Below are 15,096 nucleotides of genomic sequence, written 5' to 3' on the forward strand. Positions count from 1 at the left end.
GAGATAGACCATGACGGAGCCTGCTGACTTCGAGCACGATCTTGCTACCCAGGTGCTGATCGAGCTGTACAGCGAGATCCCGCCGCCGAGCAAACTGGTGACCGGGCACTTCCACAGCGGCGGTGACTACCGCGTCGTCCGGCCGGACGGGGTGGGCAGCTGGTACCTGCTCTACACGGCGTCCGGGACGGGCCGGTACGTGCTCGGCGACAACAAGCTGATGCTGCGGCACGGGGACGTCGTACTCGTCAGCCCTGGGACGCCGCACGACTACGGGACCGTGGGTACGTACTGGGAGTCGTGGTGGGCGCACTTCCAGCCGCGGCGCGAGTGGCACTCGTGGCTGTCGTTGCCGCAGGCAATGCCCGGGCTGTCGTACGTACGGCTGAGCAGGTCGTCGGAGACCGACCGGGTGGTGTCCGCGTTCGACCGCCTGCACCGGGACGCGCAGCGCGCCGGGCTCTCGCCGACCGGCGACACGGAGCTGAACCTGCTGGAGAAGAATGTCGCGACCGAGCTGACCATGAACGGCATCGAGGAGGTGCTGCTCACCGCGGTCGCCAGCCTGCGCCAGGAGACGCAGCAGCTGGACGCCCGGGTTCACCTGGTGCTCGAGGCGATCACCGCCGACCCGGCGCGGCCGCACACGCTGACCTCCCTCGCGGGCCTCGCGCAGGTCTCGGTTTCCCGCCTCGCCCACCTCTTCAAGGAGCAGGTGGGCGACTCGATCATGAACGTCGTACTGGCGCTCCGGCTGCAACGTGCGGCGGAGCTGCTCGGCGCCACCGACATGTCCGTCGCGCAGATCGCGGCCGCGGTCGGGTTCGACTCACCGCACTACCTGAGCCGCCAGTTCGGCCGCCGGTTCGGGATGTCCCCGACGGCCCACCGCAGGGCGGTCAGGAACCCTGAGCTAGAGCTATATTGAGCTCGGTCGCCGCCGCGTAGTCCGCGCCCCCGGCGAGTCCGACGAGCCGCACGTAGCGGGCCGTCGTACCGGCTGGGAATCGGGCGATCTTGGCGTCGATGCTGCCGTCCCACGAGCCCTTCGTGGCCGAGGTGAACGTGACGCCGTCGGTGCTCGTCTGGACGTCGTACGACGAGATGCGTCCGTTCGGTACGTCGGCGTCCTGGCGCGGGGTGTAGACCAGCGCCTCGAGCGCGCGCGGTGTCTTGAGGTCGAGCGTGATGTACTGCGGCAGCGGTGCGTGCGGGCTCCAGTTCGAGTGCCACATGGTCGTGCAGCTGCCGTCGATCGCCGCGGATGCGCCGTACGCCGACCCGCCCTGGCTGGTTGCGGTCGCTGTCAGCTCGCTCTGCGGCAGGAGGTTCAGCGGGCCGAACGGTCCGTCGGACGGCGGTGGGGTACCCGGGATCGCGGTCACGCGGCCGAGAGCTGGTGCCTTGAGCAACGGATGCGTCCGCAGGTAGTTGAGGAACACGTCCTGCCCCATCCGCGGCGCCCTGGTGAGATCCGTGTACTGCTGGAACCCGGGATAGCCGTACTGCGCTCCGTGCAGCGGCATCGCCGCGCTGGTCGTGACCCGGTACGTCTTGCCGAGCTGCAGTGGCTTGCCGTCGATCAGCACCTTCGCCGGGTCGACCCGATCGCCGACCGGTCTGCCCAGCTCGTACGTGTAGCGGAAGTTCGCCGAGGTCGCGAGTGCGGACAAGCGCGTGCAGCCGTACGCCGGTGGGATCCACTGCTGTTCCAGGACGGCCTCGACGGTGGAGCCCTTCATCGACTGGGTCGTGATCGGCGAGATTCCCGCGACCGGCCAGGCGTCGCCGTACGTGACCGTGCCCGCTTTCAGGCCGGCCGCGATCACGTCGACACCGAGGTCGGCGGGGACCAGCACGAAGTCGCCGTGGGACTCGGACCTGTAGAGGTCCGCGACGAGGTTCCCGGTGCGGCTCTCCGCCTTCGGAGCGAAGTCCAGGTCCCGGTCGAGCTTGGCCAGCGGTTCCTTCTGGCGGGCCGTCCATCTGTCCATCCAGTACTTCACGATCTTCTGGATGCCCGGATCCGGCGTCACGTCCTTGGTCACCGCGTGGTTGGTCGCCGTCGTCGCGGACCGGATCACCTCGCCGGTCGCCGGATCGAGCGACAGGTTCACCTCGCCGAGGATCCGCCCGTGGTTACTCGCCTCCAGCACCGGCCGCGGTACGCCGTTCGGGTCCGGGACCATGCAGTTGAACGCGGTGTGCCAGTGCCCGCCGAGGATCACGTCGATGTCCGGCGACAGCGCCCGCGCGGCGTCGAAGATCGGGCCGGTCGGATTCTTGCACTCGTCGTACAGGCCGCCCTGCTGGCCGCCCTCGTGCATGCTGACCACGATCGCGTTGACGCCTTGCGCCTTCAGTTCGGCCGCGGCCCGGTTCGCCGCCTCGACGACGCCCTGGAACTCGAACCCGGAGCCCTTGATCGACAGCGTCTCGGTCGGCGTCCCCGGGAAACCCAGCCCGATGAACCCGATCCGCTGCGAGCCGGCCTTCGCGATCCAGTACGGCGGGAGCACCGGCCGCTTGCTCTTCGGGTTCACGATGTTCGCCGCGTGGTACGCGTAGTCGGTGCCGTGGAAGTTCCGGCCGGTCGAGTCCCTGAAACAGCTGTCGAACCCGGGCTTCCCGTAGCAGGCACCGGTCGTCATCCGGCGCAGGAACGGGAACTCCCGGTCGAACTCGTGGTTCCCGGCGACGTCGAAGTCCATACCGAGCGCGTTCAGCACCTCGATGGTCGGCTCGTTCGCGAACGCCTGCGTGTAGTCGGGCCAGCCGCTGAACTGGTCGCCGGAGCCGATCAGGAAACTGTTCGGCTTCCGGAGCCGGTCGAGGTGCGCCTTCAGGTACGCCGCGCCGCCGACCTGCTGGGTTCCGGACGGGCCGGCGATCGTCAGGTTCTCGGTCTCGGAGAGGTAGCCGTGCAGGTCGGTGAGGCTGAACAGCTGCACCGGGATCGGGGCGGCTGCTGCCTCTGTCGCCTTGACTGTTGGCGCGGTGGCTCCCACCACCAGGCCGAGGAGGGCGAGAACTGAGCTGATCCGGAACTTCCTGGGCATCGGCTGCTCCTGTCGGTCGGGGCGGAACCGAGACGAAACCTAATCGCCGCCCGCCGCGCCGGGACATGGCCCGGAGTGCTGACTTCCTGCACGATCCGGCTGACGCTTTTCTACAAGCGCGCGCCGGCCGGGAATCGTACTGTCGAGGCATGACTGGATATGTGGCAGTTGCCGAGATCGACATTGCGGCCTCTCCCGAGCAGGTGTGGGAGGTGCTCATCAAGCCGGCCGAGTTGCCGGAGCTGTGGTTCGGCGCCGTGGTGGAGACGGACTGGCAGGTCGGCAGCCCGATCACCTGGAGCGGCGAGTGGCAGGGTAAGGCGTACCAGGACAAGGGCGAGATCCTCGCGGTCGAACCGGGGCGTTCGCTGAAGCTGACCCATTTCAGTCCGCTGACCGGGCAACCCGACGTACCGGAGAACTACCACACGCTCACGTACACGCTGACCGGCAGTACGCACCTGAAACTGGAACAGGACAACAACGGCAGCGAGGACGAGGCCAAGCACGCACAGGCCATGTGGGAAACACTCGTCGCCAAGGTGAAGGAGGCCGCTGAGTAACCTATCCCCATGTCTGAAGGTGTCGAGGTGGGTCGGCCGACCAGGGAGCGTGCGGCGGTCGGGGAGGACGGGCGGTCGCGGGACCGGAGCCGGCCGGCGGTGCCGGATCCGTTGCCGATCAGCGTGGTCGACGCGCACTGCCATCTCGACATCGCGGACGGCGAGGACGGGGCCTGGCTGAGCCCCGCCGAGGCGATCAAGAAGGCGGCGGCGGTCGGCGTGACGCGGATCGTCCAGGTGGGCTGTGACCTGCCCGGCGCGCAGTGGGCCGTCGACGCGGCCGCGCAGTACCCGAACCTGATCGCCGGGGTCGCCCTGCACCCGAACGAGGCACCGAAGCTGAAGGAGTCCGGCGAGCTGGACAGTGCGCTCGCCGAGATCGAACGGCTGGCGTCGAGCTCCGGCAAGGTCCGGGTGATCGGCGAGACCGGCCTCGACTACTTCCGCACCGGCGCCGATGGCCGGGCCGCGCAGCACGAGTCGTTCGCCGCCCACATCGAGCTGGCGAAGCGCCTGGACAAGACGTTGATGATCCACGACCGGGACGCCCACGACGACGTACTGCGCGTCCTCGACCGCGAAGGCGTACCGGACCGCCTGGTGATGCACTGCTTCTCCGGCGACACCGAGTTCGCCCGCGAATGCGTCAACCGTGGCGCCTACCTGAGCTTCGCCGGCGTAGTCACCTTCAAGAACGCCCAGTCCCTCCGCGACGCCCTCGCCGTCACCCCCCTCGACCACATCCTGGTCGAAACCGACGCCCCGTACCTGACCCCGTCCCCCTACCGCGGCAAACCCAACGCGTCCTACCTCATCCCCCACACCGTCCGCAAAATGGCCGACGTCCTCAACATCTCCGTCCCCGAACTCTGCACAGCCCTCAACACCAACGCAAACAACGCGTTCGGTGGCTCGTGGTGAACGTTGGCGCTGGGCGTTGCGGGGCCCGCCGGGGCGGCGCAGGCTGAGGGTGCCGGCCTCGGCCGAGGCGGCACCCGAGGGAGGGGTAATGAGTGTTCTGATGACGATGCGGGTGACTGGGGATCCGACAGCGATCGAGAAGTTGGGCGCCGACAACGGCGCGCTCTTCCAGGGGGTGGTGGAGGACGCGTCGAGTCGCGGTCTGATCTCGCACCACTTCTACGGCAGTCAGACCGAGGTGCTGGTCGTCGACGAGTGGCCGGACGAGGCCGCGTTCCAGGCGTTCTTCGAGCATTCCGGAGCACAGATCCAGCAGATGATGGCGGAGGCCGGCGTGACGGCCGAGCCGAAGCCGGAGTTCTGGCGGCACCTGGAGGTCGGCGACGACGTGGGCTGATGCCGCTGGTAGACACACCTCATGGAGTTCAGCGAGGTGGTCCGCAGGCGGCGGATGGTCCGGAACTACGACCCGGACCGGGCGGTGCCCGACGAGATCCGTGAGCGGATTCTGGAGAACGGGCTGCGGGCGCCGTCCGGAGGGTTCAGCCAGGGGTGGGCGTTCCTGACCCTGGAGGGGGACGAGCGGGAGCGGTACTGGCGGATCGCGGCCGAGGATCCGGACGAGAAGTATGTTGAATGGATCACACGTCTGCGCCGCGCGCCGCTGCTGATCCTGGCGTTCGCGCACAAGGCCGCGTACCTCGATCGGTACACCGAACCGGACAAGGGCTGGACCGATCGCGACGAGGGTCACTGGACAGCGCCGTACTGGTACGTCGACACCGGGATGGCGGTCCTGCTGATGCTGCAGACCGTGGTCGACGAAGGGCTGGGAGCCTGCTTTTTCGGTCCTCCTGCAGACAAAGCGGGCCGGTTGCTCGAGGGGTTCGGCGTACCGGACGGGTTCGATCTGGTGGGGTTGCTGTCGGTCGGCTACCGGGCTCCGGACAAGCGGTCGCCGTCGCTGAAACGGGGTCGCCGGACGACCGCCGAAGTGGTGCATCGGGGGCAGTGGGGCAATCACACGCCGTAAGGGCGCCGTTACACCTTTTCGCGACACTCCGAACAGGGGATTGGCACTTCCGCTACTTCTTCGTTATGGTCCCGTGATGTTGGCCGGGATCGGGGAAGTTCCCGGACATGCACAACCCCTCGGCGGGGTCACCAACTCTGGACAGCCAGTCCAGCGGCGGCGGCCGGTGCCTGTGCTGTCCCACCCCGTGCCCGGGTAGCCCTACCTGGGAGCTTTAGTGCGTAAGTCCATCATCGTGGCCGTCGGTGCGGCGGCTGCGTTAGCCGTCGCCGGCGGCTCCGTGGCATATGCCTCGAAGAGCAAGACCGTGAGCATCTCCGTCGACGGCCAGGTGCGGAAGGTGCACACCTTCGGCTCCACCGTGGCAGACGCCCTGAAGGACGATAAAGTTCAGGTCGGTGGCCACGACAACGTCGCGCCGGGCCTGGACTCCAAGCTGAAGGACGGCCAGGAGATCGCGGTGCAGTACGGTCGCCAGCTGACCGTGAACGCCGACGGCACCAAGAAGGCCTACTGGACCACCGCCGACAGCCTCAACCAGGCGCTCGCCGACCTGGGTCTGCGGTACGACGGGGCCCAGCTGTCCACCAGCCGGAGCGCGCCGCTCGGCCGCCAGGGGCTGGAGCTGACCGTCCGGACGCCGAAGACCGTGCAGATCGTGCACCTCGGCAAGACCGTGACGATCAAGTCGCTGGCCGACACCGTCGGGCAGGCCTTGACCGAGGCGAAGATCCGCTGGAACGCCGGCGACCGGATCACCCCGGCCGCAGCCACCCCGCTGAAGCTCGGCGTGAACACCATCGGCTACGTGCAGGTCGTGCAGAAGACCGTCACGAAGACCGAGGCGATCGCGCACGGCACCGCCGAGACCAAGTCGGCGACGCTGGTCGAGGGCACCACGAAGACCACTGCCAAGGGCACCGACGGCGCGAAGACCGTCACGTACCTGTACACCTACCTGGACGGCAAGCTGTCCACCACGAAGGTCGTCGGGTCGAAGCTGGTCACCAAGGCCGTCGACGAGCAGGTCCTGGTCGGCACCAAGCCGAAGCCGGCCACTCCGAAGACCACCACGACGACCGACAGCAAGCCGCCGGCGAGTTCGGGTGGCAGCGGCGCCTGGGACCGGATCGCCGCGTGCGAGTCCGGCGGCAACTGGGCGTCGGACACCGGTAACGGGTACTACGGCGGTCTGCAGTTCGACCACGGCACCTGGGCGGCCTACGGCGGTACGGCGTACGCCAGCAACGCGAACGGTGCGTCCAAGGCGCAGCAGATCGCGGTCGCGGAGAAGGTCAAGGCCGCCAACGGCGGCTACGGCGCTTGGCCGGTGTGCGGCCAGAAGGCCTGAAGCTGACACACTGACGGCGTGAGCTCGTCTGATTCATCCACCTCCGCCGGACCGAGGCTGCTCGGTCCGGCGGAGGTGCGTTCGCTGGCCGCCGCGCTCGGGGTCCGCCCGACCAAGCAGCGCGGCCAGAACTTCGTCATCGACCCGAACACGGTCCGCCGGATCGTCCGCGCCGCCGAGCTGAGCGTCGGCGAGCACGTGCTCGAGATCGGCCCGGGTCTCGGATCGCTGACGCTGGCGCTGCTCGCCGAAGGGCACCCGGTCACCGCGGTCGAGATCGACCCGCTGCTCGCGCAGGCGCTGCCGTCGACGGTGGCGACGTACGCACCGGGGCAGGCCGCCGACCTGACCGTGGTGGAGGCGGACGCGATGGACGTCGGCCCGGAGCAGATCGGTACGCCGACCGCCTGCGTCGCGAACCTGCCGTACAACGTCGCCGTACCGGTCCTGCTGCACCTGCTCCAGGTGTCGGACTCGCTGCGGCACGGGCTGGTGATGGTGCAGTCCGAGGTCGCGGACCGCCTGGCCGCGCCGCCCGGCTCCCGGACGTACGGCGTACCGTCCGCGAAGGCCGCCTGGTACGCCGACGTACGCCGGGCCGGGCCGATCGGGCGGAACGTGTTCTGGCCGGCCCCGAACGTCGACTCCGGGCTGGTCGCCTTCGAACGCCGGGACCCGCCGGCGACCGCGGCGACCCGCGAGGAGACGTTCGCGGTGATCGAGGCGGCGTTCTCGCAGCGCCGGAAGACGGTCCGTTCCGCGCTGGCCCGCTGGATGCCGGACCGCTCCCGGCTGGACGAGGTGTTCGCCGCGACCGGGATCGACCCGCGGTTGCGCGGCGAGATGCTCGGGATCACAGAGTTCGCCGCCCTCGCCGGTGCGGGGCGGACGCTGTGAGGCACTAGCCTGTCCGACGTGCCACCTTCTGCTGAGGTCACGGTGCGGGCGCCGGCCAAGATCAATCTCGGTCTGTCGGTCGGTCCGCCGCGCCCGGACGGGTTCCACCCGGTCGCCACGGTGTACCAGGCCGTTGCCCTGTACGACGATGTGACCGCGGTACTGCGGGACGACGACGGCGAGGTCTCGGTGGAGATCTCCGGCGACTTCGCGGACGACGTACCGACCGACGAGACGAACCTCGCGGTCCGGGCGGCGCAGCTGCTGCAGGCGGAGTACGACGTGGACGAGGGCGTCGACCTGACGATCCGCAAGACGATCCCGGTCGCGGGCGGGATGGCCGGCGGGTCGACCGATGCGGCCGCGACGCTGGTGGCGTGCAACCGGCTGTGGGGCCTGCAGCTGACGCAGACCGAGCTGCAGCACCACGCGGCCGAGCTCGGCAGCGACGTACCGTTCTGCCTGGTCGGCCACACCGCGCTCGGACAGGGACGTGGTGAGCAGGTCACCGAGGTGATGTCCCGTGGGACGTTCCACTGGGTGTTCGCGATCGCCGACGGCGGGCTGTCGACGCCGGAGGTATACGGCCAGCTGGACCGGATGCGCCCGCTGCGCCGCGTCGAGCCGCCGCAGGTCCGCCCGGAGCTGCTCTCGGCGCTGCTGTCCGGCAAGTCCGCGGCCCTCGCGGTTGCGCTCAGCAACGACCTCCAGGCGGCCGCGCTGGCGCTCCGCCCGGAGCTGGGCGAGACCCTCCAGTTCGGCCTCGACCACGGCGCCCTGGCCGGCCAGATCTCCGGCTCCGGCCCCACCTGCCTGTTCCTCGCCGCCGACAGCCGCAGCGCGGTCGACCTGGCCGTCGACCTCGCCGAGTCCGGCCTCTGCCGGATGGTCCGCCAGGCCGAAGGCCCGGTCCCCGGTGCCCGGATCCTCCCGGCGATCGTCAGTAGGTAGTACCCTTAGCTAAGTGGACTAAGGAGGCTTGATGAGCGAGCTTGCGCAGTACAACATCCACGAGGCCAAAACCCAGTTGTCCCGGATCATCGACCGCGTCGAGCACGGCGAGATCGTCATCATCAGCCGCGCCGGCCACCCGGTCGCCAAGGTCGTGCCGCTGCCTGCCGTACGCCGCCGCACTGGCTGGGGGTCGCTGTCAGGCCAGATCGCCTGGTCCGACGACTGGGACTCGCCTGAGACGAACGAGGCAATTGCCGACGACTTCGGCATGCCGTCGTGAGCGATCCTGCCGGTGCAGGGCGGTTGCTGCTCGACACCCACGTCCTGCTCTGGTGGCTGGCAGGTAGTCCTGAGCTGTCTGACGAGCTCCGGGAAACGATCGACACCGAGCTCGAGGTGTATGTCAGCGCCGCGTCCGTCTGGGAGTTGTCGATCAAGAAGGCCTCGGGCAAGCTGACGCTGCCGGACGACCTGACGGACTGGATCGGGCACGGTGGTCTGAGCGAGCTGCCCATCACCCTGCGGCACGGTGATCTGGCGGGCAGGCTGCCGATGATTCACCGGGATCCGTTCGATCGGATGCTGGTTGCGCAGGCGCTGGCCGAGAAGTTGACGCTGGTGACGCGCAACAGTTTCATCCAGAAGTACGACGTACGTGTCCTCGAAGCCTGAAAATCCGTTCGTCACCGGCGGGCGTGGGTGCTAGCTTCACAGCGGAGTACTCATCGTCAGACAGGAGACCGGGATGCGCCGCGGATCGATCTACCGCATCGGTATTGATCGTTTCGACGCATTCGCGAGGACTCTTGAACTCTCTGACGATGGGTATTGTGGCGCATGTCGACGCCGGTAAGACCAGCCTGACCGAGCGGCTGCTGTACGCCGCCGGGGTCGTCGACCGGGTCGGACGGGTCGACGACGGGGACACCCGGACCGACTCGATGGAGCTGGAGCGGAAACGCGGGATCACGATCCGCTCGGCGGTGGTGTCGTTCCGGCTCGGGGACCTGCCGGTGAACCTCATCGACACGCCCGGGCACTCGGACTTCATCGCCGAGGTGGAGCGGGCGCTGTCGGTGCTGGACGGCGCCGTGCTGGTGCTGTCCGCGGTCGAGGGGGTGCAGCCGCAGACGCGGTTGCTGATGCGTACGCTCGGCCGGCTGCGGATCCCGACGCTGCTGTTCGTGAACAAGGTCGACCGGGTCGGCGCCCGGTACGACGACCTGCTCGCGGACATCCGCCGCCTGCTGACGCCGACTGCCGTGCCGATGCAGTCGGTGCCGGACCTGGGCACGCGGGCCGCCTCCGTCGTACCGCTCGACGTACAGCGTGCAGAGCTCGGCGAGATCCTTGCCGAGCGCAACGACGACTTCCTGGAGCGGTATCTCCAGGGCCTCGTCGACCAGGCCGTGGAGCTCCGGAAGCAGGTAGCGGCGGGCGACGTCCATCCGGTGTACTTCGGATCCGCGATGACCGGGGTCGGCATCGACGAGGTGATCGACGGCATCCGCAACTGGTTGCCGCGGGCAACCGGGTCGCCGACGGGCGAGTTGAGGGCGCGGGTGTTCAAGGTCGAGCGCGTCGCGGCCGGCCAGAAGATCGCGTCCGCGCGGATCGTCAGCGGCACGCTCGCCGCACGCACGCCGGTCGCCGTACATCCGGGAGACGGACCGGAGTACCAGACCCGGCCGAGCGGGATCGAGCTGTACGTCGACGGCGCCCGGCGGCCGGTGGACCGGGTCGAGGCGGGGCAGATCGTGGCACTGCGGGGCCTGAAGAGCATCCGGATCGGTGACCAGCTCGGCGTACCGTCGACGTACGCGCGACGGCTGTTCGCGCCGCCGACGCTGGAGACCGTGGTGAGCGCGCGGGACCGGGTGCGGCTGTTCCAGGCGCTCACTCAGCTTGCCGAGCAGGATCCGCTGATCCGCGTCCGGAAGGCCGGCAGTACCGGCGACATCACGGTCAGCCTGTACGGCGAGGTGCAGAAGGAGGTGATCGCCTCGCTGCTCGCCTCCGAGTACGGCGTCGAGGTCACGTTCAGCGAGACGACACCGATCCACGTCGAGCGGCTGAACGGCACCGGTACGGCGATCCGCGAGATCACCGAAGGCCCGTGGGCGGCCGGTGTCGGGTTCCGGGTCTCACCCGTTGCCGAGGGCATCGAGTACAACCTGGAGGTCGAACTCGGCGCGCTACCGCGGGCGTTCCACACCGCGATCGAGGAGACGGTCCGGCAGACGCTGCACCAGGGCCCGTACGGCTGGGAGATCCCGAACATCCGGATCGACCTGACCCACACCGCCTACTCGAGCCCGGTGACGGTCGCGGCCGACTTCCGCCGGTTGGTGCCGCTGGTGCTGATGCGGGCGATCGCGGAAGCCGGTACGACGGTCCTGGAACCGGTGAACCAGGTCGAGCTGGACGTCCCGCCGGACACCATCGCCCGGATCATGGCGCACCTTGCCGAGCACCGCGGCGTCGTCACGCAGGCCACCCAGAACCATCTGGAGGGCACGATCCCGGCCGCCGGCACGCACTCCTTCGAGTCCCAGCTGCCGACCCTGACGCGGGGCGAGGGCGTGCTCGCCACCGCCTTCCACAGCTACAGCCCGGTGCCGGCCGCGCCCCCGATCCGGCACCGGACCGACGGCAACCCGCTCAACGAGAAGCAGTACCTCCTGCACCTCAATCAAAGCTCTTGAGGATCGTGTGGATCTCGCTGACGGTGTCGGGTACGTCGGGGGTGTGGGCGGTGATGCAGAGCAGCTCCCGCAGGTGCAGGAGCGGGAGCCGTTCGCGCCAGCCGGGCGTCAACGGGTGCATCTCCTCGTACGCGGTGAAGAGCGCATCGGAGAGGTGGTTGTAGATCAGCAGCGTGGCCAGGTCCGCCTCCGGCCAGCCGTAGTACACCGCCGGGTCGATCAGGGCGGGCCCGCCGGTGGGCGAGGGCAGCAGGTTGCCGTGCCACAGGTCGCCGTGCAGCAGGGCGGGGGCCTGCGGCGGGATCAGCTCCCCGAGCCGATGGGCCACTCGCTCCAGGCGGCGGCGATCCTCGAACGGAAGCTGGTGGTGGCAGTTCGGCTCCTCGAGGTACCGGAGCAGCCGATGCTCCGCGAAGAACGCGTGACCGTCCGTGGTCCACGGGTTCCGCTGCGGCAGTACGCCGAGGTAATTGTCCCGCTCGTACCCGAACTTGTCCGCGGTACGCCGGTGCTGCAGCGCCAGGGCCCGCCCGGCGTCCTCCCAGTACGTCGGCGACGGTTCCGACGTACCGAGATCCGCCAGCACGATGAAGTGCGGCGTGACCCGCAACACCTCCGGTACGGCGAACCCGCCGGGGGAGCGCAACGCGTCGAGACCGTCCGACTCCAGCGCGTACAGGTCCGGCGGCAGGTTGTCCTGGGTCTTCACGACGACCGAGCGCCCCCGGGACGTACGGACGCGGAACGTCTTGCTCGCGTACCCGCCCTCCAGCGGATCGGCGGCGACCGGGTCGCCCAACGAGAGGCCTTCGAGCCAGGCAGGAGTCAGCACTCGGACGATCCTGGCACGATCCGGTTCACAGGGCCGGCGTCGGCTACCCTTGGGCGCGTTATGGCGGCACCTAACTTGGTCAGTCTGGAAGCTGTTTCGAAGGGCTTCGGGACCCGCACACTGCTCGACTCGGTCAGTCTCGGCGTAGGCCGTGGTGAGCGGATCGGCGTGGTCGGGCGGAACGGCGACGGCAAATCCACGCTGTTGCAGGTCCTGGCGCGGCGGGAGCCGCCGGACAGCGGACGGATCACACACAACCGCGACCTGCGGCTCGGGTACCTCGGGCAGAGCGACGACCTCGACCCGGAGCAGACCGTGCTGCACGCGGTCCTCGGCGATGTCGAGACCTACACCTGGGCGGCGGACCCGAGGGCCCGCTCGGTGATGGAGCACCTGCTCGGCGAGGTCGACCACGAGGCACTGGTCGGCAGCCTGAGCGGTGGTGAGCGCCGCCGCGCGTCGCTGGCCAGGCTGCTGCTCACCGAGGTCGACCTGCTCATCCTCGACGAGCCCACCAACCACCTGGACATCGAGGCGGTCAGCTGGCTCGCCGAGCACGTCGTCGACCGCGCCGGTGCGCTGATCGTGGTCACCCACGACCGCTGGTTCCTGGACGCGGTCTGCACGGACACGTGGGAGGTGCAGGGCGGCCGCGTCACGTCGTACGACGGCGGGTACGCCGCCTACGTGCTGGCCAAGGCGGAGCGGTCCCGTTCCGCGCAGGTCAGCGAGGAGAAGCGCCAGAACCTGCTGCGCAAGGAGCTGGCGTGGCTGCGCCGCGGCGCCCCGGCCCGGTCCACCAAGCCCAAGTTCCGGATCGACGCCGCGAACGCCCTGATCGAGAACGAGCCGCCGCCGCGGGACAAGCTCGCGCTGTCCCAGCTTGCGACGTCCCGGCTCGGCAAGGACGTGTTCGACGCCGAGGACGTCAGCCTGAGCTTCGGCGACCGGTTGATGCTCGACCACGTGACGTTCCGGCTCGGCCCGGCGGACCGGATCGGGCTGCTCGGCCCGAACGGCGCCGGCAAGACCACGTTCCTCAGGGTGCTCACCGGGCAGCTCCCGCCGGACCACGGCCTGGTCAAGCAGGGCAAGACGGTCCGGGTCGCCAACCTCTCGCAGCACCTCGAGGAGATCGACACCACGATCACGGTCCTCGACCACATCACCTCGATCCGCCGTACGGCGGCACTGGCCGGCCGCGGCGGTGAGCTGACCTCGTCTCAGCTGCTCGAGCGGTTCGGGTTCACCGGCGACAAGCTGACCACGCGGATCTCGGACCTGTCCGGCGGCGAGCGCCGCCGCCTGCAGCTGCTGCGCATCCTGCTGGACGAGCCGAACGTGCTGATCCTCGACGAGCCGACCAACGACCTGGACGTCGAGACGCTGACCGTGCTGGAGGATTTCCTGGACGGCTGGCCGGGCGTGGTCGTCACGGTCACCCACGACCGGTACTTCCTGGAGCGGGTCAGCGACATGGTTTACGCGATCATGGGCGACGGCCGGGTCCGGCATCTGCCGCGCGGAGTCGAGCAGTATCTCGACGAACTCGCGGCCGGAATTCCCCGGCGGGCGCCGTCGAATGTGTTGACACCGGCGGCGGAAGTGTCCACGGATTTGCCGGTCGCGGTTAATAGCGGGGCGGCTGAGCAGGCCGAGGTGGTTGAACGTCCGACCGCTGACGCGGCAGCGGCCCGGGCGGCGAAGAAGGAGCTGAACCGGATCGAGCGGCAACTCGCCAAGCTCACCGAGACCGAGGCGAAACTGCACGACCAGCTGGCCGCGAGCGCGAGCGACTACGAGCGGCTGGCCGAGCTGGACGCCGAGCTGCGCAAGCTCGCGGACGAGCGTGGCGAGCTGGAAACCGCCTGGTTCGACGCCGCGGAACGCGCCGAATAGCGGGGAATTCGAGCCGCGGCGACCCCTCCGATCCCCTGTGATTCGGAGGGGTGCGCCGAGCTCCTGGGTGAGCGGGCCCCGTGCCGGCCGACGTTGTTCGGGCCCCGAGCCCCGGACACCGTACAGCCGCATTCGGCGGGCCACCTCTGGCCGCCGAAGTCACCATGTTTTGACATTTTGTAGTCGGTTGGCCACCGACGGTCATGACCTTAGTAGGGGTGTAGACCGGTGTCGATAGTCGTCGGCTACAGCAGTCTCTCGATCTTGTTGCAACTAGCAACGACTGAAACAGGGTAGAAGTGACGGGTCGTCTTTTCGGATAATTCCGGCACAATTCTTGTGCGGCTTTGTCAGCGTGAACAAGTCACTTTGTTGGTGGCGTCAAACCGCTTTATTCGAACGGGCGGACCAGTTCGCGCAGCACGCGCGCGATCTTCTGCTGGTCGCGGTCGCCGATGGCGCCGAGCAGGGTGCGCTCGTGGGCGAGCAGATCCGCCATCGCGGCGTCGACCTTGTCCCGCCCGCCGGGGGTCAGCTGGACGAGCACGCCGCGCCGGTCGCTCGGATCCGGCAGTCGCTCGACGAGGCCGCGGGCGGCCAGCCGGTCGACCCGGTTCGTCATCGTGCCCGAGGTGACGAGGGTTTCCTTCAGGAGTTTCCCGGGCGACAGCTGGTACGGCGTACCGGCCCGGCGCAGGGCGGCGAGGACGTCGAACTCCCAGGACTCCAGCCCGTGCGTGTCGAAGGCCTGACTGCGGGCGCGGTCCAGGTGCCGCGCGAGCCGACTGACCCGGGACAGCACCTCCATCGGCGCCACGTCGAGGTCGGGGCGCTCCCGCCGCCAGGCCTCGATCAGCCGATCGACCTCGTCCTCCATGGTTC

At 69.0% G+C, this 15,096-nt stretch carries 15 protein-coding genes; 12 read left to right on the forward strand and 3 right to left on the reverse strand.

Going from position 1 to position 15,096, the window contains the following annotated elements; translation table 11 throughout:
- Nucleotides 1-10 precede the first annotated feature (10 nt).
- Nucleotides 11-928, forward strand: a complete 918-nt coding sequence (locus JOF29_RS05845) for a helix-turn-helix domain-containing protein (protein ID WP_209693200.1) — start codon at nt 11-13, stop codon at nt 926-928.
- Here JOF29_RS05845 and JOF29_RS05850 read toward each other — a convergent pair.
- Complete coding sequence (locus tag JOF29_RS05850) at nt 900-3,059, reverse strand: discoidin domain-containing protein (RefSeq protein ID WP_209693201.1); 2,160 nt, start codon at nt 3,057-3,059, stop codon at nt 900-902. The genes JOF29_RS05845 and JOF29_RS05850 overlap by 29 nt on opposite strands.
- 149 nt (nt 3,060-3,208) lie before the next feature.
- Between JOF29_RS05850 and JOF29_RS05855 the strand changes: the two genes are divergently transcribed.
- The 10 genes from JOF29_RS05855 to JOF29_RS05900 all read left to right on the forward strand — a co-directional run bounded on the left by JOF29_RS05855 (nt 3,209) and on the right by JOF29_RS05900 (nt 11,483).
- Nucleotides 3,209-3,622 carry an SRPBCC family protein gene (locus tag JOF29_RS05855; protein ID WP_209693202.1) on the forward strand — a complete coding sequence of 138 codons (414 nt, stop codon included), beginning with the start codon at nt 3,209-3,211 and terminating at the stop codon, nt 3,620-3,622.
- A gap of 9 nt (nt 3,623-3,631) precedes the next feature.
- The gene (locus JOF29_RS05860; protein ID WP_209693203.1) at nt 3,632-4,543 is read left to right on the forward strand and encodes a TatD family hydrolase; all 912 of its coding nucleotides are present in this window, start codon (nt 3,632-3,634) and stop codon (nt 4,541-4,543) included.
- Between the two features lie 88 nt (nt 4,544-4,631).
- Nucleotides 4,632-4,940, forward strand: coding sequence for a hypothetical protein (locus JOF29_RS05865; protein WP_209693204.1), 309 nt, complete (start codon nt 4,632-4,634; stop codon nt 4,938-4,940).
- Between the two features lie 21 nt (nt 4,941-4,961).
- A complete protein-coding gene (locus tag JOF29_RS05870) occupies nt 4,962-5,576 on the forward strand; it encodes a nitroreductase family protein (RefSeq protein ID WP_209693205.1) in 615 nt (204 codons plus the stop codon).
- Between the two features lie 217 nt (nt 5,577-5,793).
- A complete protein-coding gene (locus JOF29_RS05875; protein WP_209693206.1) occupies nt 5,794-6,927 on the forward strand; it encodes a resuscitation-promoting factor in 1,134 nt (377 codons plus the stop codon).
- A gap of 18 nt (nt 6,928-6,945) precedes the next feature.
- Complete coding sequence (gene rsmA / locus JOF29_RS05880) at nt 6,946-7,824, forward strand: 16S rRNA (adenine(1518)-N(6)/adenine(1519)-N(6))-dimethyltransferase RsmA (RefSeq protein WP_209693207.1); 879 nt, start codon at nt 6,946-6,948, stop codon at nt 7,822-7,824.
- An 18-nt stretch (nt 7,825-7,842) separates the two neighbouring features.
- Nucleotides 7,843-8,775, forward strand: coding sequence for a 4-(cytidine 5'-diphospho)-2-C-methyl-D-erythritol kinase (locus tag JOF29_RS05885; RefSeq protein WP_307863169.1), 933 nt, complete (start codon nt 7,843-7,845; stop codon nt 8,773-8,775).
- 31 nt (nt 8,776-8,806) lie between these two features.
- Nucleotides 8,807-9,058, forward strand: a complete 252-nt coding sequence (locus tag JOF29_RS05890; protein WP_209693208.1) for a type II toxin-antitoxin system Phd/YefM family antitoxin — start codon at nt 8,807-8,809, stop codon at nt 9,056-9,058.
- Nucleotides 9,055-9,450 carry a type II toxin-antitoxin system VapC family toxin gene (locus JOF29_RS05895; RefSeq protein WP_209693209.1) on the forward strand — a complete coding sequence of 132 codons (396 nt, stop codon included), beginning with the start codon at nt 9,055-9,057 and terminating at the stop codon, nt 9,448-9,450. Before JOF29_RS05890 ends, JOF29_RS05895 begins: the two co-directional genes overlap by 4 nt.
- A 149-nt stretch (nt 9,451-9,599) precedes the next feature.
- Entirely contained in the window at nt 9,600-11,483 is a 1,884-nt protein-coding gene (locus JOF29_RS05900) for an elongation factor G (protein ID WP_209693210.1), read from the forward strand.
- On the opposite strand, the gene JOF29_RS05905 is transcribed toward JOF29_RS05900, so the two are convergent.
- Entirely contained in the window at nt 11,467-12,315 is an 849-nt protein-coding gene (locus JOF29_RS05905) for a fructosamine kinase family protein (protein WP_209693211.1), read from the reverse strand. The genes JOF29_RS05900 and JOF29_RS05905 overlap by 17 nt on opposite strands.
- 60 nt (nt 12,316-12,375) lie before the next feature.
- Here JOF29_RS05905 and JOF29_RS05910 point away from each other — a divergent pair, with 60 nt between their 5' ends.
- On the forward strand, nt 12,376-14,214 hold the full coding sequence (locus JOF29_RS05910) for an ABC-F family ATP-binding cassette domain-containing protein (protein ID WP_209693212.1): 1,839 nt from the start codon (nt 12,376-12,378) through the stop codon (nt 14,212-14,214).
- Between the two features lie 391 nt (nt 14,215-14,605).
- Here JOF29_RS05910 and JOF29_RS05915 read toward each other — a convergent pair whose 3' ends face one another.
- Nucleotides 14,606-15,091: a MarR family winged helix-turn-helix transcriptional regulator gene (locus JOF29_RS05915; RefSeq protein WP_209693213.1), complete on the reverse strand. Its 486-nt coding sequence runs from the start codon at nt 15,089-15,091 to the stop codon at nt 14,606-14,608.
- Nucleotides 15,092-15,096: the final 5 nt, after the last annotated feature.

It is taken from the genome of Kribbella aluminosa, assembly GCF_017876295.1.
GTDB lineage: Bacteria > Actinomycetota > Actinomycetes > Propionibacteriales > Kribbellaceae > Kribbella > Kribbella aluminosa.

Bases quoted from the DNA above. Each gene is read 5' to 3' on its own strand.
- JOF29_RS05845 (WP_209693200.1), top strand. From the start codon at position 11: ATGACGGAGCCTGCTGACTTCGAGCACGATCTTGCTACCCAGGTGCTG.
- JOF29_RS05850 (WP_209693201.1), bottom strand. From the start codon at position 3,059: ATGCCCAGGAAGTTCCGGATCAGCTCAGTTCTCGCCCTCCTCGGCCTG.
- JOF29_RS05855 (WP_209693202.1), top strand. From the start codon at position 3,209: ATGACTGGATATGTGGCAGTTGCCGAGATCGACATTGCGGCCTCTCCC.
- JOF29_RS05860 (WP_209693203.1), top strand. From the start codon at position 3,632: ATGTCTGAAGGTGTCGAGGTGGGTCGGCCGACCAGGGAGCGTGCGGCG.
- JOF29_RS05865 (WP_209693204.1), top strand. From the start codon at position 4,632: ATGAGTGTTCTGATGACGATGCGGGTGACTGGGGATCCGACAGCGATC.
- JOF29_RS05870 (WP_209693205.1), top strand. From the start codon at position 4,962: ATGGAGTTCAGCGAGGTGGTCCGCAGGCGGCGGATGGTCCGGAACTAC.
- JOF29_RS05890 (WP_209693208.1), top strand. From the start codon at position 8,807: ATGAGCGAGCTTGCGCAGTACAACATCCACGAGGCCAAAACCCAGTTG.
- JOF29_RS05900 (WP_209693210.1), top strand. From the start codon at position 9,600: ATGGGTATTGTGGCGCATGTCGACGCCGGTAAGACCAGCCTGACCGAG.
- JOF29_RS05910 (WP_209693212.1), top strand. From the start codon at position 12,376: ATGGCGGCACCTAACTTGGTCAGTCTGGAAGCTGTTTCGAAGGGCTTC.
- JOF29_RS05915 (WP_209693213.1), bottom strand. From the start codon at position 15,091: ATGGAGGACGAGGTCGATCGGCTGATCGAGGCCTGGCGGCGGGAGCGC.